The organism is Chloroflexus sp. MS-G (assembly GCF_000735195.1).
In the GTDB taxonomy this organism is placed as follows: domain Bacteria; phylum Chloroflexota; class Chloroflexia; order Chloroflexales; family Chloroflexaceae; genus Chloroflexus.
Window position 1 is genome coordinate 1 of sequence record NZ_JPIM01000037.1, and the last position, 18,886, is coordinate 18,886.

Sequence of the window (18,886 nt, forward strand, 5' to 3'; positions counted from 1 at the left end):
CGCATACCGCTCGTAGTAGAACCGGTGACTGAGCAGATGCTCAAGAATGCCCTGGAAGATACATTCGATGAGCATACGACGCTCCAGGAACTCGATGAACCACGACCGGCACAGCGTGGCGACCAGGTAGAATTACGGTTACGCATGAGAGTAGCGGGCACCGATACCGAAACATCAGCGGAAACCGAGGAATCTTCCACTGCCGCTACCGAAACGTTGGCAGAAGCGGCGGAAGCGACGAGCGAAGCCGATCAGAACAACAACGCTGACGATAATCAATCGCAGTGGCGTGAAGAGATTGTGGTTCTCGAACCCCATCGTCTCTCCAACGAGCTTTACAATGGCCTGGTGGGGATGAACATTGGCGAAAAGAAGACCATCGTCGCGGTAGTTCCTGACGATCATCCCAACGAGTCGTCGCGCGGGAAAAAGATCATCTACGACGTTGAGTTAATCGGTATTAAGCATCGGATTGTACCATCGCAGGAAGAATTACTCGCGCTTGAGAATTTTAATGGTACGTTCGACGAGTTTCAGCAGTTCGTTAGATCAGAGCTTGAGGAACACCAGCTACGCCGTGCTGAGCAAGAACAGCTTAACGCTTTTATCGAACAATTGGTCGAGCAATCGACGTTCGACATCCCAGATGTGATCGTCCGGGATGTGGCCGAGTCGATGCTCGAGGAGCAAGGCCAACAGTTTGCGCGCTTCGGTATTACAATCGATAATGTCCTGCAATATCGGGGTATGACCCGTGATCAGGCAATTGAAGAACTGCTACCGGAAGCAGAGAAGCAGGTAAAGGTGAATCTTGCTCTGGCTGAAGTGATTAAGCAAGAAAAGATCACGGTCAGCCCCGAAGAAATTGAAGCCGAGATTAAGGAGCTGCTGGAACGCTACGACGAGCAACAACGACCACAACTTGAGAAGTCGCTGCGTGGTCAGTTACTCTCGTCAGTCGCGAGTATGGTGATTGATAAGAAGCTGCGCGCACGTATAAAGGCCATTGCAAGCGGTGAGCTCGATGAAGAGGCTGCTTCACCGGTTGTTGCCGACGATGCGCCAGAAACACATACAACCAGCACAACTCACGACGAATCGGCGGCAGGCGCCGATGCATCTGCTGGTGCCGATAGCGGCTCAGCAGTGGAAGCGACCGCTCCTGGCGAACCGGTTAGTCGTTCAACTACTGAATGAGGAGTTTGTTATGAATTGGTCAACACGCTACACCCACGAATGGCGTAGTATGCCGAGTCCGGAATGGCTCTCACAACGACCAGAACTGTTGATTCCTATGGTCGTCGAGAGTACCAGCCGAGGTGAACGGGCTTTCGATATCTATTCACGCCTGTTGAAAGAGCGGATTGTCATTCTGGGAACACCCATTGACGATCAGATTGCTAATTTGATTGTCGCCCAACTGCTCTTCCTTGAGAGTGAAGACCCAGATCGTGACATCTGGCTCTACATCAACAGCCCTGGTGGATCGGTAACGGCCGGTCTCGGTATCTACGATACCATGCACCATATTCGACCTGACGTTGCAACAGTTTGTGTCGGGATGGCCGGTAGTATGGCAACACCGATCTTGGCCGGTGGCGCGAAGGGGAAACGATACAGCCTTCCCCACTCAACGATCCACATGCACCCGGCAGGCGGTGGCGCACGTGGCTACGCACCCGATGTGGAAATCATGGCTCGTGAGCTGCTCCGCCTCCAACAACTGGTGCGTGAGCTGCTTGCCAAAGACACCGGCCAGCCTATCGAACGGATCGCAAAGGACTTCGACCGCGATCTGTTTATGACGCCTGAACAGGCGAAAGAGTACGGTATTATTGACGAAATCCTCATCCGCGAGGATGGAAAGAAGTAATGACGTATCGGGTGAGAGCGGTTTCTGCTCTCACCCGCCCGTCTGGAGAATTTCCCATGAGCCGAACCCGCAATCCTGGTCGTGATCCGTATGCCTGCTCGTTCTGTGGGCGCGGACAGGATGAAGTGCAACGGCTGATCGCTGGTCCCGGCAATGTATTCATTTGTGATGAATGCGTTGCCCTGTGCAGCGCTATCATTGCCGAAGAGAGCGATCAGAAGACATCAAGCGCCCGACGCACCCCACCCCCTGGCCCGTCTCGTCTGCCAACGCCGCGAAAATTGCGTGAAAAGCTTGATCAATATGTGATCGGGCAGGATCGGGCTAAGATAGCGCTATCCGTTGCCGTCTATAATCATTACAAACGTGTGCGGTCTGGCGCCCGAATCGACGATGTTGAGATTAGCAAAAGTAACATCCTGTTGATCGGGCCAACCGGTAGTGGGAAAACGCTGCTGGCGCAAACGATGGCGCGCATCCTCGATGTCCCATTTGCCATTGCCGATGCTACCGCCCTCACCGAAGCCGGGTATGTGGGTGAAGATGTAGAAAATATTTTGTTACGCCTGATCCAGGCCGCCGACGGTGATGTTGAACGGGCGCAGACAGGGATTATCTATATCGATGAGATTGATAAGATTGCCCGCAAGTCTGATAATCCTTCGATTACCCGCGATGTCTCTGGTGAAGGTGTACAGCAGGCTCTGCTGAAAATCCTCGAGGGTGGGGTTGCCCATGTGCCCCCCTTGCCCGGTCGTAAGCACCCTCAACAGGAGTACATTCCGTTTGATACGACGAATGTGCTCTTCATCTGCGGTGGCGCCTTTGAGGGTATTACCAATATTATCGCCAAACGGCTACGTGGCAAGCAGTTGATCGGCTTTGGGAGTAATCCGATCAATCCGGTTGAAGACGAGGGTGCGCTGCTGGCGCAGATCATACCAGATGATCTGATGCGCTTTGGGTTTATCCCAGAGTTCGTTGGGCGCTTGCCGGTGATCGTGGCGCTTGATCCGCTAAACCGCGAAGCGATGCTGCGTATTCTGACCGAACCACGAAATGCTATCATCAAGCAGTATCAGAAGTTGTTTGCCCTCGATCACTGCGAGTTGGAGTTTACTCCCGATAGTCTGGAAGCAATTGTAGATCGGGCGATGTCAGCCCGTACCGGTGCACGTGCCCTCCGTAGCATTGTGGAAGAAATACTGCTGGAAGTGATGTACGAGTTGCCATCGCAAGAACACATTGGGCGCTGTATCATTAATGCTGAAGTTGTACAGGGACGCGGACGACCCATTCTGGTGCCGCGAGCCGAATATCGTCGTCGACTCGATGAAGCAGTATGAAGTGCTGTGCGGTGCGGCAATAGCAGTTATGCTCGATTGCCGCTTCAGTTTCTGATGTGCAAGTGACCGGAACATCGGTTTTACATGCGGTATTGAAAGCCTATGCCACTTTTTCATCGCACATCTCAACGTGCCGCCGATCAACCACCGCCGAAGCGTCGGATACTGGTTGCCGATGACGATCCTGCTATCGGGCGCCTGATCCAGACTGCACTTCCGACCCAACAGTATGAGACAAAGGTGGTGGCGAATGGTTTGGCAGCGCTTGAAGCCTTTGAACGCGAATCCTTCGACCTGATCTTCCTCGATGTGATGATGCCATTCGTCGATGGTTTTGAAGCCTGTGAACGGATTCGAGCTAAAAGTGATGTGCCAATCGTGATTATCACCGCACGCGATGGTACTGACGATATTGTGCATGGTTTTCGCCGTGGGGCCGATGAGTATATTACCAAACCGTTCAAAGTAGCCGAATTCGTGGCTCGCGTTGAAGCTATCTTGCGCCGCGTCGATATGCAAAAAGCGCGAACGGCGCCTACGTTTGTGCAGGTAGGCGAGTTGACCATTGACGCTGTCGCTCATAAGGTTACGATTCGCGGGAAGGATGTTAAGTTGACACCGATGGAGTTTGAACTTCTGTATTTTCTGGCTGCTAATGCCGGTCAGGTGTTTACCCGCGAAGTGCTCTTCCGTGAAGTCTGGGGCTACGAGTACGTTGGTGAAACGAATCTGGTCGATGTCTGTGTCCGTCGTCTGCGCGAAAAAGTGGAAATTGAGCCGTCGAAACCAAAAATTATTATTACTGTCCGTGGTGTAGGGTATAAGCTCGAACAAGTGTAACACCGCGTCGCCGGATAGAACGATAAACGGATCGCGGAGAGGGTTGGGGCCTACGGCGCAATCGACCGGAGCGAGTATCAAACGTGCTCCAGAATATGCAGATACGGCTGGTGATGGTTTGTGCCAGCTCATCTTGCAACGCATGCACGGGCCTCAACGCCGTTGGCAATGATACGTTCGGTCAGGCGTTGTTATCACTGATCTGGGTTAGAGCAAATCTGCTATGATGCAGATTCAAGCGTTCTCGTCCAACGCCCGATGGTATAAGCGATTGGCTCACACACCCAGGCAGGAAAACAAAATATGTCATCACAAGTCTTTGTCTCACGCCATCCACTCATCCAGCACAAGCTGGCGCTTTTGCGAAGCAAATGGACTGAACCGAAGAAGTTTCGCGAATTGGTGCGCGAAATTGCGCAACTGCTGTTCTACGAAGCTACTCAGGATTTGGCGCTGGCCCCATTGACGGTTGAAACCCCGCTGGCAACCTGTGCTGGCTACGAAGTTGCCGAGCGAATCGGCATCATTCCCATTCTCCGCGCCGGTTTGGGAATGGCAGAAGCGATTGTAGACATCTTACCGACGGTTCATGTCTGGCACCTTGGTCTTTATCGCGACCACGAGACATTGCAGCCGGTCACGTATTACAACAAGTTGCCGAGCAAGCCAGACATCGATCTAACAATTATTGTTGATCCGATGCTGGCAACCGGTGGTTCAGCAGTGGCGGCAGTAGATATTCTGAAACGGTGGGGGGCACAACGGATCAAGTTTCTGGGATTGATCGCAGCCCCAGAAGGAGTACGGGCGCTTACCGGCGCACACCCCGATGTGGCCATTCACCTGGCAGCCATCGACAGCCATCTCAACGAGCGAGGGTACATTGTGCCCGGTTTAGGCGATGCCGGTGATCGCCAGTTTGGAACCGGCTAAGAGCCTTTCCGAATAATCGTATCGTCACGTCTATATCGAATGAACCTGGTCAGCAGGGGCGAGGCGATGTCTTGCCCCTGCTGGTATCCACGACGATATTCATAGAGCGCCTCTCCGACCTATCCTATCGCAGCAGCAGATCGGTCAGGGTATAGCACTGCTGCGCCCGTACACCGGAGCGGCATCCGGTGCACCGCTATCCGCCGAGACGATGGTCACGGGATGCGTGTCATGGTGGCGTTGCGGGATGGGCAGCATGGGCACGGTCGCTGCGCCGAGTGGCGGGGTAGGTGCATTAGTATCCGACTTTTCACCAAAATCTGATATGATTGCCTGCACATTGCCACACGGGTTGCGAACCAAGCCGTATGGCGGATACGAATAGTCTTTTTTTCGAGCAAGGCTTTCGAGCAGCGCAGGACTATCATGGTCACAATCTTCGCCATTGCCAGTATTCCACTGATCGCCTTTACGATTACCGCCATCCTCGTTCCGCCGCTGATTCGTTTAGCGCGCCAGGAGGGATGGGTAGCGCATCCTGGCCCACGCCATGTCCATCGTGAACCAACACCGGTCGTTGGTGGGCTGGCTATGATCGCTGGTCTGGTAGGCGCTCTTGTGGTGAGTCTTGGCGTTGAAGCTATCGATCCTGTGCTGCGCCGTTCGCCGTTTGAACATCTGCGGATCGGCTTGCTCCTCTTGGGCATTGCGCCGATTGCACTGATCAGTTTTCTTGACGATCTCTACGATCTGCCCGCTCTACCCCGCCTGGGGGTGCACATTGTGGCTGCTCTGATCGCCGTCGGCCCGTATGCCTGGGATCAAACACTCTACCCCGATGCGTTAGGGCACCCTACTGAAGCGCGGGGGATTATTCTGACCGCATTTAATTTTCCTTTCGTCAACCAGATTCACCTGCACAACCTCAGTCCGTGGCTGGCGATTGCCGCCACGGTGTTCTGGATCGTTGGCATCCAAAATATGGTGAACTGGATCGATGGTCTTGATGGACTGGCCGCCGGGGTAACCTGCATTGCGGGAATAGTGCTTGCCATTCACACCTTAACGCTCGATCCACCACAATTGACGGTTGCCCTCTTGCCGCTGGCGCTGAGCGGTGTTTGCGCAGCATTTCTGCTATACAATACGCATCCGGCCCGCATCTTTATGGGTGATGTTGGCGCGATGACAATTGGCTATACACTGGGTATCTGCGCGATTATTGGGGGTGCCAAACTTGCGACCGCACTCTTGGTGATGGGGGTACCGCTGGTTGATATGGCGTGGTTGATCCTCTCACGCACGTTGCACGGTCGGTCGGCTGCCCAAGCCGGACGCGACCATTTGCACCACCGTTTGCTCGATCTGGGATTGAGTCAACGTCAAGTGGTCGGCTGTTACTACGGGCTAAGCATCACATTTGGGGCAATTGGTATCTTCGATTTCTTTACGCCCTTGTTCAAGTTGATCGCCTTGCTCGTCCTGGCCGGATCGATCTTCACTGTTCTCTTGCTCTTACAACCTGACCGTAGACGCCGGTAAATCGGTCTTCTTCACAAGGGCACGACATCTTCAACTGGCATTAGACGCAGGTTTCCGATAGGACAGGCCTGCACACAAGCTAGATCAGAATGGCCAAAGCACAGATCGCACTTATCGGCACGGTGCGTCACACCGATAGGCGTCAGCGGAATAGACGGACGTAGCCGCTGCTGCAAGCGGCGGAAGAGTTGCCATAACGGGCCGCTGGCATGAGGACGAAGGGGCACTGACTGCACAGCATCGTATGGACAAGCGCTTACGCATTCACCGCAGCCGGTACAACGCGCAGTAATACGCAACACGCCGGTATCCACCCGTTCGATGGCGTCTTCCGGGCAGGCTTCAACGCACTCGGCGCCAACGCTACACTGCCGACAGTGATCGAGAACATCAAAGCGATCAATGGGTGTGCCATTCAGATGAAGTCGGGTATGACCATGGCGGGCAGCACAGCCGGTTTCACACAAGCGGCAACCGGGTGGACAGCGGGCCGGATCACGAACCAGCACGTGAGTTGCGCGCAGCACCCCACGATTCACTGCCAGTTCGATGTCACGAACACGCGCCGCATCGCTTCGTACCGCAGCTAAATGCTTCAAACGGCGATCGGCAATTGTCCGTAACTCAGCTTCAAGGGTTGGATACTGCCGAATCAGACGATAAAAATCCGTGCCCGGTAAGACCAACAGATCGGTCGTGGTCAGGGTACGGGCATTAGCTCGATGGGTACCGCCGGTCAGTAATGAAATCTCACCAAAAAGATCGCCTTCACTCAGGCTGGCAATCGTTTGCCCACTCTGTTCGATAATCACCTGACCGCTCTCGATCAGGTAGAGTGAGTCGGCAGGTTCACCCTGCTTGACCACCAGCGTCCCACGCGGTACATGGCGTGGCTGCAACCGGGATGCGATTTCTATGCGTTCGAGCGGGAGCAACTGACTTAGAACAGGAATACGGGCCAGCGTTGCATCGATCATGCGGCGCCGATACACCTGGCGGAGAGCCGTGGTGAGTAGGGGTAATGTTGCCAGCTCGTCACGCAGAGCGGCAATCTCGATTTGTAAGAGATAGCAGACCGACTGGGTCAGGGCACTCATATGGCGAAAGAACTTCCCGAAGAGTGGCCCCTCGCCAAAGCAATCACCCTGTCCTAATACTCCCATTAACACTTCGTGCCCATCTTTGTCACGCAATCGCAACTGCAATGAGCCACGCAACAAAAAAAAGAGGTAGCGAAAGCCACGTCGCTGACCGATTACTGTCGCTCCAGCGGGAAAAGCGCGAAAGACACCTCGTTCGTACAAAACAGCCAGCTCGGTGGGTGAAACGCCGCGCAGACAGTCGAGTGCGGCCAGTGCAGAGATGGCCGCCTGCCGACGTTCTTGGAGATGTGCAGTACGTGCCTGATCCAGATGATTTCGCCTGGGGCGTTTCAACGACGACATAGGCAGCTCTGCGGTACAATACAGAGTGAGGGTAAAGTGCTTCTATTGTACCATACAGATCGCCTAAGAGCAGTATAATAGAACGGCAAAAATCGCACCCATACAGGATAATCGCATGCCGTTGCGTAGTCTTACTATTGATCTTGCTCGTGGCCATGCGCGCCAGACCTTACCCAACGAAGTCGAACGCGACTATCTAGGTGGGCGAGGGGTTATTGCGTGGTTACTCTGGTATCAGCTTGAACCGGACACACCGCCACTTTCGGCAGATAATCTGCTCATCTTTGCTGCCGGTCCTCTGGCCGGTAGCAGTGCCTTTGCGACCGGCGGCTTTACGGTTGGTACACGTTCGCCGTTAACCGGCGGAATTAGTTACGGTTGGGCGCCGGGGCATTGGGGAGCAGCGCTGCGCCGGAATGGAATTGATGTTTTGATTATTCGCGGCGAAGCGCCTGATTGGTGTTACCTGTTCATCGATGGCGATACCGTGCGCCTGCGTTCGGCCCGCCATCTGATTGGGCGCGACACCGTTGTGACGACGGCCACGCTCAGTAACGAACTAGGTAGCGATATACGGGTATTGGCGCTTGGCCCTGCCGGTGAGGCTGGAGTGGCGTATGCTAGTATCGTTGCCGAGGGGCAGTATCTGGTTGAACCTGCCGGAACCGGTGCCGTGATGGCCGATAAAAAGCTCAAGGCCATTGTCGTGCGGGATCGATCACCTCTGCCAGCCGTTGATCCTGCGCGTATGCAAAGTGTCCTTCAATCGATCCAGCAGCGCGGTGAACAACATCCGACCGCAAATGCTATTCGGGCAATCGGCAGCGCCGGTCTGCTGCCGGCTGCTATCAAATTAGGGGCACTTACCAGTCGCGATGCACGCACACCGGCTGATGGGGTCGCGATCGCCCGTATGTTTAGCGAGATCGCTCGCCGTGGTGGTAGACTCGAACGGGGTTGTGCGCATTGTCCGCTGCCCTGCTATATCGATCTACGGACCAGAAGTGGAGAAACCCATCCACTCCCAAGTCTTGAACTGATTGCCGGCTTTGCTGCCCGTGTCGGTATTACCGATGCTGATGCAATGCTAGCTATTGCTGATCGTTGTCTCCGACTAGGTATTGACCCGGCGTCTGCAGCAGCGGCAATAACCTTTATGACCGAGGCTCAAGACGAAGGTCTCGTGCGTCAACGCACGCTGAACTGGGGAGACAGTGCAGCGGTGATTGCCGCTCTCGACCGAATGAGTCAGCGGCAAGAGAAGCGTGATATTCTCTCACTTGGCGTAGGCGAGATGCAAGAGGCCGTGTGGGGTTCATCAGCGTTTGCGCCGCAGGTGAAGGGACTGGCAATGCCAGCGCTCGATCCGCGGGCATTAACTGAAATCGGGCTGGCAATGGCGACCAGTCCGATAGGAGGTGACTATCGCTACGCGATGACGTTTGAAGAGCTGGTCGCAGAACCTCCAGCCTGGCTGCCGCCACCGGCCAGTGGGCCACGAGAGAGTGAAGGAAAAGCGTTACGTTTAATCTGGCACGAACGGTTTGCCGCCGCACTTGATGCCAGTGGTTTCTGTCGGCGGATGGGCCTGATGGCCTATCAGATCACGCCAGGCGAACTTATTGCCTTACTCGGTGCAGTCAGCGGGCGTACCGTTTCGGGGGCCGATCTGGTTCGTATTGGCGAGCGAATTGTCACGCTTGACCGTCTGTTTACTCGTCGTTATGCTAGTAACAGTCAGGATACACTGCCCGAGCGCTACCTGCGTGAACCACTGAGCAGTGGCCCAACTGCCGGTCATACCCCGCCATTAGACTCGCTCCTGGCCGAGTATTATGCACGCCACGGCTGGGATTCGGCAGGTGATCCCACGTCGGCACGGCTGGCCGAGTTGGGGATATAGTTATACCCTCTCCTGGCTCTCCCTGCCAGAGAGATCGGGCCAGCCGCTAGGGAGAGAATACCACACGAACCCTTCTGCAAGCAGGGTTAGCCAAAGGGTGATATACAACCTGGTGTGATATGAGCAGATTCGTGGTCAAACTAGGAACCAGTGTCTTGACAGCCGGGACTGACCGACTTCATCGACCATATTTTGTCGAATTAGCCAGACAAATTGCACGCCTGAAGGAGAGCGGTCACGAGGTAGTACTCGTCTCATCAGGGGCAGTTGCTGCCGGCAAGGAGCGGCTCGGTGTCAGCCCGCAGCAGCGCAGCACTATTCCGATGAAGCAGGTTTTTGCTGCGGTTGGTCAGAGCCGTTTGATGCATCTTTACGAACAGATTTTTGAATTGTACGGGTTGCAAGTAGCACAGGCATTACTCACCCGTGATGATCTCCGCGACCGACGCCGTTACCTTAATGCTCGTAATACGCTTACCCTCTGTCTCGCGCAGGGTATCGTACCGATTATCAATGAAAATGATGCGGTGGCGACGGCTGAAATTCGAGTTGGCGACAATGATAATCTCTCGGCGCTTGTCGCCGGTTTAATAGATGCCGACCTGCTCTTGATTCTGACCGATATTGCCGGCTTATACAGTGCCGATCCACGCAGCGATCCGCATGCCGAATTGTTACGTGAAGTACCGGTGATCGACGAACGAGTCTGGGCGATGGCAGGCGGGAGTGGCACGCACCGCGGGACGGGAGGAATGCAGACCAAGATTCAGGCCGCCGAGCTGGCAACGCGATCTGGCGTAGCTGTGGTCATTGCAGCCGGGCATGAACCTGATGTTATCGTGCGCGTCGCCAGTGGTGAACGAATTGGCACCTTCTTCCCGGCTACAACTAGCCATCCCGATGCTCGACAGCGCTGGATTTTAGCCGAAACCGTTCGCCATTCACGGATTGTCGTTGATGAGGGAGCAGCAACAGCTCTCGTTCACCATGGGAAAAGCCTGCTTGCCGCCGGTATTCGTGATATTGGCGGCGAATTTGAACGCGGTCAGACGGTACGCATCTTTACCCAGGATGGCCGCGAGATCGCACGTGGTCTTACTCAATATCGATCAAGCGATCTTCACTTGATTGCCGGTCTTCGCTCATCACAAATCGTTGGCGTTTTGGGGTACGATTACGGTCCAGAGGTTGTTCATCGCGACGACATGGTTGTATTGACCGGATAACAACCGGGTCGCCCCATCAATGAGAAGCGGTTATTGGCGTGATGTCTGCAAGCGCGACAATGCAATACAACGGACAAACAGCTTAAGGAGCGTTTTATGAGTGCAATCGAAGGGCCGGTGCGGGTACGGTTCGCCCCCAGCCCCACGGGTAGTCTCCACATTGGCGGTGTACGTACCGCCCTCTTCAACTGGCTCTGCGCCCGCCACTACGGTGGTCAGTTTATTTTGCGCATTGAGGACACCGATGAGAAGCGTTTTGTGCCGGGTGCAGCCGATGACATCAGTGCATCACTGCGCTGGGTCGGGATCGATTGGGATGAAGGCCCCGATATTGGTGGACCATACGGTCCTTACGTCCAATCACAACGATTTGAGCAGGGTATCTACCAACCGTTCATCGAGCAATTACTCGAGGCTGGCCTGGCGTACATGTCATTTACTACTGAAGAGGAGCTGGCTCAGATGCGCGCAGCCGCCGAAGCTGCTGGGATCAAAGCGTTTCGTTTCCGTGGCCCCGAACGTGATTGGCCCCTGGCGAAACAGCGTGAAGTAGCTGCAACCGGTAAACCATACACCATTCGCCTCAAGACACCACTAGAGGGCGAAACCCGCTTTCGCGATCTGATTCGTGGTGGTGATGAGATTGTCGTGCACAACGATCAACTTCAAGATATTGTTTTGATTAAATCAACCGGGATGCCAGTATATCACTTTGCCCATCTCGTCGACGATCATCTGATGAAGATCACGCATGTCATGCGGGGCGAGGAGTGGGTACCGAGCACGCCATACCATGTCTTACTGTATGACTTCTTCGGTTGGCCGCGACCAGTGTTTGCTCATCTACCGGCGATTTTACGTCAAGATGGCCGTGGCAAGTTGTCGAAACGGAAGGATGATGTTGCGACCTACCGCTTCCGTGAACGTGGCTACCTGCCGGAAACCATCTTCAACTATCTCGCTTTACAGGGCTGGAGCTACGATGGCGTTACCGAAATCATGACTCGTGATGAACTGATTGCGCGTTTTACCCTCGAACGGATTCAGCCGTCACCTGCCCGCTGGAATCCTGAGAAGTTGCGGGATATGAACGGGATCTACATCCGTAAACTTACTACTGAGCAGTTGGCCGAGCGCGTGTTACCGTTTATGCAACGGGCCGGTCTTATTGGTGAGCTAGCAAGTGAAGAAGAGTGGTCATATCTGATCTCGTTAATTCCGCTGATTCACGAACGGTTGGAAGAACTGCAAGAAGCACCTGAATTGCTGATGTTCTTCTATCGAGATGTGATACCCGGCGAGACATACAATCCTGCCGATCTGATTCCGAAAAAACACGATGCCGGGCAGACTATCACCTTATTGCGGGCAGCCCACGAGGCATTGAGTCAGATCACAGATTGGACGCCGCCTGCCCTTGAGACAACCTTGCGTGCCCTTTGCGAGCAACTTCAGGTCAAACCTGGCCCACTGTTCGGTGCAATCCGGGTTGCAGTAACGGGACGGAGCGTTGCACCGCCGTTGTTCGACACCCTGGCCGGCATCGGACGTGAACGCAGCCTGTCGCGGTTGAACGCTGCCATTGCTGCATTGGAGCAAATGCTATGAAGTTGCTACCCTGGGAAGTCAGTGTGCATCACGACGGCTCGCCACTCTATCTACGCTTCAGTGGACGTCTGGGTGATACGGCAGTCTTTCGGCTGCGTATGGCTGCCGATGCGCCGGTGCATGGTGTCTTTCTCCGCACCTGTCCAGATGGTGAACAACAGATCACGCCACTCCAGGATAAAGGGATACGGGGAGTATCTCGGTGGTGGGAAGGTACACTTCCCATTCGGATGTTGCGTACCAACTATCGCTTTCTGATCCGGGCTGATGACGGAACACGTTGGTACAGTGCAGGTGGCATGACTCGCTACTACCCAACCGACGCCAATGATTTTGTAGTACTGGCCAACTACCATGCACCAGCATGGGTGCGTGATACGGTCTTCTACCAGATCTTTCCCGATCGCTTTGCCGATGGGGATCCGACCAACAACGTGCAGAGTGGCGCCTATCTGTACCATGGACACCCGGTAATTGCCCGACGTTGGGACGAACACCCCAACCGTGCAACCGGCCCGTTTGAGTTTTATGGCGGTGATTTGCAGGGTATCGCCCAACGACTCGACTATCTGACCGATTTGGGTATTTCGGCGCTCTATCTCAACCCCATTTTTCGGGCACCGTCGAACCACAAATACGATGTGGAAGACTATACCAGCATCGATCCACACCTGGGTGGCGAAACTGGTCTGCTGATGCTCCGGCAGGCTCTTGACGATCACCAGATGCGGCTCGTGCTCGATATTGTACCGAACCATTGCGGGGTGACACATCCCTGGTTCGTAGCTGCCCAACGCGATCCGCACGCACCGACATCGGAGTTCTTCATCTTCCGCCGACATCCGCACGAATACGAGAGTTGGCTAGGAGTAAAAACCTTGCCCAAGCTCAATTATCGCAGTGTGCGACTCCGCGAAATAATGTACGCCGGTCACGATGCTATTATGAGGCACTGGCTACGTCCACCCTACCGGATTGATGGATGGCGGATTGATGTCGCCAATATGCTGGGACGTCTGGGACCAGATAACCTGGGGCATAAAATCGGACGAGGTATTCGCCGTGCCGTAAAAGCTGAACAACCTGACGCTTACCTTCTCGGAGAGCACTTCTTCGATGGTACGCCGCATCTGCAAGGTGAAGAGCTTGATGCGACGATGAACTACCAGGGTTTCACCTTTCCCATCTGGCGTTGGCTGGGCGGATTTGAATTCAACCCCCAGCGGCCCGAAGCCGATCCACGCCCGATAGCTACCGAAACAGTCGCCGACCAGTGGACTGCATTTCGGGCAGCAATTCCCTGGCAAATAGCCAGCCAGCAATTCAACCTGCTCGGCAGTCACGATACACCACGCATACGTACTATCGTTGGGAATGATCTGGCGCGAGTACGAGTTGCAATGACCCTCCTGTTCTGCTATCCGGGGGTGCCGTGCATCTACTACGGTGATGAGATCGGTCTGACCGGTAGTGGCGATCCCGATTGTCGGCGCCCTATGCCGTGGGACGAATCGGCATGGGATCACGACTTGCGCACCTTTGTGCAACAACTGGTACGGTTGCGACGCAGCGCGCCGGCATTACGCTGGGGTGGGTTTCAGCAACTCTACGCCTATGGCGAGACCATTGCGTTTCAACGCGAAGCGCCTGAGCAGCGTTTAATCATTGTGGCACGCCGCAGCGATGATGGACAACGGACATTGCCAATCAGACACGCTGGTCTGGCCGACGGTACACGGATGAGAGAAATACTAACCGGCGTCGAAACAGTGGTTTATGATGGGAGATTAGACATCAGCAGTCTCCCGGCAACCGGTGCGCAGGTGTGGCAGGAAGTACATCGTGATATTGCACGTTAAGCGAAACTGACAATCACCATGTTGTCAGCCTAGGAGGCCTTTCAACGTCTTCGGATGCCTGTTGCCTGGGAACGCGGGCCTCTGGCCCGCATCCTAAAAGATAGAAACATCGCCCACCACGTTCCCTCCTCTTTCCTCATCCCCTTCTTCTCCCGATGCAAGAGAGGAAGGGGATACTGAGGCGGATTGGAAACCCGCTCTTCGTAGAGAGAGCTGAAAACCTCGATTATCAACAAAGAGGTAGGGGAAGCCTCATCTACTGCGGGTAAGATATTGAATGAATACTACCCCTTCCCTAAAACGGCGGTGGCTGATACTGATGCGGTGGCAGAGATTGACTGTTTCGATAGGCGAAATAAGCTTGAACCTTTGGTTGGTTATACAGCACCAGACTGACAATCCCAAACGCCAACGAAAAGATATTGCCAGTAATAATGTTGACAATTTGCATAATCGCCAGCGTCTTGTTTGGTTGTAGCGGTTGAGGTGGGCTGCTCAGCAGCTTATAAGCGTACATGCCCGCCATAACTGCCACGATGATCGAATAGATCGCAAGTGGAATACCGCATATTGTTAGCAACCATACCAAACCGCTCAATCCACTGATACCTGCATCAACGATTGCCATAATGCCAATAGCCAAGATCTCGCCTGGTTTAGTGTCAGCGGTCTGATACCCTTGCTGATACTGAATCTGATAGGGCTGATTCAGGGGAGCCGGACTCTAGCTTGACTTCTAGTACGCGATAGTGTATAACGGTGCTCATGGAAAACACCATGCGCACAGGGAAAGCCGCAACACTCCTTGGTGTCTCGGTCAAGACGTTGCAGCGTTGGGAACGCGAAGGAAGGCTGATTCCGGTGGCCCGAACGGACAGCAACCGCCGTCTCTCCCCTGAGACGCAGATCCGTGAGGTCATCGGTTTGCGGCAGGCAAACCATGCGCCAACCACGCTGGTCGCCTCCTGTCGGGTATCGCGTGCGGCACAGCAGCCGGACCTGGCGAATCAGCGCAAGGTGCTGGAAGAGGTCGTGGTGGCGAAGGGATTGGCGGGGGTCGAGGGTATCGAGGAAGTGGGCGGCGGGCTGAACGTCACGCGCAAGCGGTTTCTGGCCCTTATGGACGCGATCGGGCGACGGGACGTCACGATGCTGATCCTCGCGCACCGGGACCGCCTCACCCGTTTCGGCGTTGCGTGGTGCGAACATGACGCCAAAACCCATGGCTGCGCAGTGCTGGTGCTCACCCAGGAACGGCTGTCTCCCGACCAGGAAATGGTGCACGACGTGATGACCATCGTGCACGGTTGTTCGTCTCGGCGATACGGTTTGAGGAACTATCGAAAGAAGTTGGATGAAGCGCTGAAACAGGATGCCCATGGCGTCAAACAGGCCCAACAATGCAACGAACCCACACGATCGCTCGTTGCCCGACTCCTGAGCAGGTGGACTCCTTCAAGCGCGCCTGCGGCACGGCGCGGCGTGTCTGGAACTGGGCGCTCAATGAGTGGAACAGGCAATACGCAGCAGGCGGCAGGCCAAACGCCATGGCGCTCAAAAAACAGTTCAACGCCATCACGTACACCGACCCGCAGTGGCTCGATGAGAGCGGCCGGCCTTGGGTGCAAGACATGCACCGGGATGCCCACGCCCAGCCGTTCAGGAATCTTGCCAACGCATGGGAACGGTTCTTCGCCGACCTCAGGGAGGGCAAAGAAGCGCACGAACCACGGCTCAAGAAAAAGGGCCGTTGCCGCGACAGCTTGTATGTGGCCAACGACACGTTCACTCTGATGGGCAAGACGATCCGTCTGCCCAGGATCGGCGACGTCGCCATGACCGAGGAACTGCGCTTCGCGGGCACGATGTTGGGCGCGACGGTCTCGCGCACCGCAGATCGTTGGTTTGTGGCAATACAGGTCGAGGTGCCTGATGCGCAATGCTATCGGCGTCGCACGTCGCACGAGGTCAACGGCGTCGACCTGGGCATCAAGGCTGCCGCAACGATCTCCAGCGGTGAAGTCGTTGAGGCGCCCAAGCCGCTCAAAGCAGCGCTGCGTCGTCTAAACATCCGTAGCCGACGTCTCAGCCGCAAGCTGCAAGCCGCCAAGAAGGCAGCAGGATGTGAACGCCGTGCCCGCCTGCCCAAAGGAACGCGCCTGCCGGTATCGAACAACCGGCGAACGTCCGCTGCGACATTGGCAAGGCTGCATGCCCGCCTTGCCAATCTCCGAGCGGATTTCACCCACAAGCTCACGACTCGACTCTGCCGCGAAAACCAAGCGTTCGTGATCGAGGATGGAAACGTCAAGGGGATGCTCGCGAACGAGAAGCTCGCTCGCGCCATCGCTGACGTGGGTTTTGGGATGTTGCGCTCGCAGCTGGAATACAAGGCGAAACGCTACGGAACGCGGTTGGTTATTGCTGATCGCTGGTATCCAAGGAGCCGACTGTGCTCCATCTGTGGCTGGAAGAACGAGGCGCTGACGTTGCGCGATCGAGAATGGGTGTGTGCGCAATGTGGCGCGCACCATGACCGTGACCTCAATGCGGCGCGGAACCTGAAACGGCTGGCAACCGTAACTGCCCTACCCGTGGCGAGTCCGACCAGTAATGGCGGCGCTGCGGCGGGGACCGTCCCCGCCGCAGCCGGGAAAGTCACGCTTGTCAGAGACGACGGTGGTCATCAAGACACGTCGGGGCAGGAAGAGAACCGTGCGCACCTTTGCGCACTTTCTTGATAGCAGGGTACGATTGCTGATCGGGCTGATAACCACCATACTCTTCCGGGCGGCGAGGATCACTCATAGAGTCCCTTTCTGTCAAATAGCGAACACCGGTATATGCTCATGATGATAGCAAATCGCAATGTGTCGTGCAATACCGTTGTCAACAAGTTTAGAGGTTTTCAGTGTTCTCAACTTTGGGTTCTATTCGATAACTAAACGGTTCAACAATGGATTACCACTGACGATCATCACAACCCGCGAAGCGAAGGAGGGGCACGACGCTGCCGTGCCCCCCATAATTTAACAGCCTAGATGTATGATCGGCTAACTACGTTGTGATCTGTTCAAGCGGTTGTCCGACTGTACTGACAGTGCGGTCGGCTTACTGTGCGGTAGGTGCCTTCACCTGATCCCTTCCTGTTTCCTCTCCTTACAGAAGACGTGAAGAGTGAGAGACAGGGATAGACTCTCAAACTGCCCTAGATACGGGTCCGTCTAACACCGCCCCACTGCCCTGGCAACCGCACGTAATTTTGGCATCAGCGCCATAAAATTCTCGGGATTAAGTGATTGTCCACCGTCCGATTTCGCCCGATCGGGATCAGGATGCACTTCAATAATGACCCCATCGGCACCGGCGGCGATGGATGCCAGTGTCAGTGGCGGCACCAGATACCACTTACCTGTACCGTGGCTGGGATCAACAATGACCGGCAGATGCGAACGTTTCTTGGCAACCGCTACTGCATTGAGGTCAAGCGTATTGCGCGTTGCCGTCTCAAAGGTGCGAATACCCCGCTCACACAGAATAACATTTGGATTGCCTTGGGCAATGATGTATTCAGCCGATAGCAACCACTCTTCAATCGTGGCTGATAAGCCACGTTTCAGCAACACCGGCATACCACTGCGCCCCGCCTCTTCCAGCAATTGATAATTTTGCATGTTCCGCGCACCGATCTGCAAGACATCGGCATAACGGGAAACCAGCTCCACATCAGCCGGTGTCATAACCTCGGTCACAATCGGCAAACCGGTCTCAGCCCGGGCCTGCGCCAGCAACTGCAAACCAACTTCACCTAAGCCGCGAAAACTGTACGGCGATGTACGCGGCTTGAAGGCCCCACCACGCAACATATTCGCTCCAGCTTCGCGCACTGCCCGTGCTGTTGCCATAATCTGCTCTTCGCTTTCCACCGAACAGGGGCCAGCAATAATCGCCAGATCACCACCTCCCACCTTCACGTCACCAACCGTTACTACGGTATCAGTCGGCTTTACCTCGCGCGACACCAATTTGTACGGTTGGGTGATCCGTAACGTCTCTTTCACTCCGGCAAAATGCTCTAATTCTTCTCGTAAGGTCGGTGGAATCGCTGCACCGACCACTGCAATGACCGTGCGCTCTTCACCAACGGTCAAATGACCACGCAGATTGTGCTCACGCAGGCGATTCAGAACTGCTTCAATCTGGCTTGGGGTCGAGTCGGTTTGCATCACAACAATCATAGAACGCTCCTCCTCAGGAGTACAAATATCCAAAGACACAACAGAAGTGATGTACAAATCTCCGTGCTGATCA

At 55.1% G+C, this 18,886-nt stretch carries 14 protein-coding genes and 1 pseudogene; 12 read left to right on the forward strand and 3 right to left on the reverse strand.

What is annotated here, in order from left to right; all coding sequences use genetic code 11:
* The 6 genes from JE47_RS0108630 to JE47_RS0108655 form a co-directional block, all read left to right on the forward strand.
* Nucleotides 1-1,197 (forward strand): trigger factor (locus JE47_RS0108630; RefSeq protein WP_051871109.1); only part of this gene is annotated, 1,197 nt, incomplete at its 5' end.
* A gap of 10 nt (nucleotides 1,198-1,207) precedes the next feature.
* Nucleotides 1,208-1,873, forward strand: coding sequence for an ATP-dependent Clp protease proteolytic subunit (locus JE47_RS0108635; protein WP_031459368.1), 666 nt, complete (start codon nucleotides 1,208-1,210; stop codon nucleotides 1,871-1,873).
* A 56-nt stretch (nucleotides 1,874-1,929) separates the two neighbouring features.
* Nucleotides 1,930-3,219 carry an ATP-dependent Clp protease ATP-binding subunit ClpX gene (clpX, locus tag JE47_RS0108640; RefSeq protein WP_031459369.1) on the forward strand — a complete coding sequence of 430 codons (1,290 nt, stop codon included), beginning with the start codon at nucleotides 1,930-1,932 and terminating at the stop codon, nucleotides 3,217-3,219.
* 102 nt (nucleotides 3,220-3,321) lie between these two features.
* Nucleotides 3,322-4,059, forward strand: a complete 738-nt coding sequence (locus JE47_RS0108645; RefSeq protein ID WP_031459370.1) for a response regulator transcription factor — start codon at nucleotides 3,322-3,324, stop codon at nucleotides 4,057-4,059.
* 303 nt (nucleotides 4,060-4,362) lie between these two features.
* Complete coding sequence (gene upp, locus JE47_RS0108650; RefSeq protein ID WP_031459371.1) at nucleotides 4,363-4,992, forward strand: uracil phosphoribosyltransferase; 630 nt, start codon at nucleotides 4,363-4,365, stop codon at nucleotides 4,990-4,992.
* Between the two features lie 426 nt (nucleotides 4,993-5,418).
* Nucleotides 5,419-6,534, forward strand: coding sequence for a glycosyltransferase family 4 protein (locus JE47_RS0108655; protein WP_031459372.1), 1,116 nt, complete (start codon nucleotides 5,419-5,421; stop codon nucleotides 6,532-6,534).
* A gap of 11 nt (nucleotides 6,535-6,545) precedes the next feature.
* Here JE47_RS0108655 and JE47_RS0108660 read toward each other — a convergent pair whose 3' ends face one another.
* Nucleotides 6,546-7,979, reverse strand: coding sequence for a cyclic nucleotide-binding domain-containing protein (locus JE47_RS0108660; protein WP_031459373.1), 1,434 nt, complete (start codon nucleotides 7,977-7,979; stop codon nucleotides 6,546-6,548).
* Between the two features lie 115 nt (nucleotides 7,980-8,094).
* On the opposite strand from JE47_RS0108660, the gene JE47_RS0108665 reads away from it, so the two are divergent.
* The 4 genes from JE47_RS0108665 to malZ all read left to right on the forward strand — a co-directional run bounded on the left by JE47_RS0108665 (nucleotide 8,095) and on the right by malZ (nucleotide 14,575).
* Complete coding sequence (locus tag JE47_RS0108665) at nucleotides 8,095-9,882, forward strand: aldehyde ferredoxin oxidoreductase family protein (RefSeq protein ID WP_031459374.1); 1,788 nt, start codon at nucleotides 8,095-8,097, stop codon at nucleotides 9,880-9,882.
* Between the two features lie 119 nt (nucleotides 9,883-10,001).
* Nucleotides 10,002-11,108, forward strand: a complete 1,107-nt coding sequence (gene proB, locus JE47_RS0108670) for a glutamate 5-kinase (RefSeq protein ID WP_031459375.1) — start codon at nucleotides 10,002-10,004, stop codon at nucleotides 11,106-11,108.
* A gap of 96 nt (nucleotides 11,109-11,204) precedes the next feature.
* Nucleotides 11,205-12,716, forward strand: coding sequence for a glutamate--tRNA ligase (gltX, locus tag JE47_RS0108675; protein ID WP_031459376.1), 1,512 nt, complete (start codon nucleotides 11,205-11,207; stop codon nucleotides 12,714-12,716).
* Nucleotides 12,713-14,575, forward strand: coding sequence for a maltodextrin glucosidase (malZ, locus tag JE47_RS0108680; protein ID WP_031459377.1), 1,863 nt, complete (start codon nucleotides 12,713-12,715; stop codon nucleotides 14,573-14,575). The genes gltX and malZ overlap by 4 nt, the downstream gene beginning before the upstream one ends.
* Nucleotides 14,576-14,870: 295 nt before the next feature.
* Here the strand turns inward: malZ and JE47_RS0108685 are convergent, their stop codons facing one another.
* Nucleotides 14,871-15,218 (reverse strand): hypothetical protein, encoded by a 348-nt coding sequence (locus JE47_RS0108685; RefSeq protein ID WP_236631178.1) that lies wholly within the window; start codon nucleotides 15,216-15,218, stop codon nucleotides 14,871-14,873.
* 122 nt (nucleotides 15,219-15,340) lie between these two features.
* Between JE47_RS0108685 and JE47_RS22510 the strand changes: the two are divergent.
* Together JE47_RS22510 and JE47_RS0108695 are read left to right on the forward strand one after the other, a co-directional pair.
* A pseudogene (locus JE47_RS22510) lies at nucleotides 15,341-15,982 on the forward strand (IS607 family transposase); the annotation flags it as partial.
* Nucleotides 15,976-17,316, forward strand: a complete 1,341-nt coding sequence (locus tag JE47_RS0108695; protein WP_031459380.1) for an RNA-guided endonuclease InsQ/TnpB family protein — start codon at nucleotides 15,976-15,978, stop codon at nucleotides 17,314-17,316. The pseudogene JE47_RS22510 and the gene JE47_RS0108695, both read left to right, overlap by 7 nt.
* Nucleotides 17,317-17,799: 483 nt before the next feature.
* Here JE47_RS0108695 and aroF read toward each other — a convergent pair whose 3' ends face one another.
* Nucleotides 17,800-18,813 (reverse strand): 3-deoxy-7-phosphoheptulonate synthase, encoded by a 1,014-nt coding sequence (gene aroF, locus JE47_RS0108700; RefSeq protein WP_031459381.1) that lies wholly within the window; start codon nucleotides 18,811-18,813, stop codon nucleotides 17,800-17,802.
* Nucleotides 18,814-18,886 lie beyond the last annotated feature (73 nt).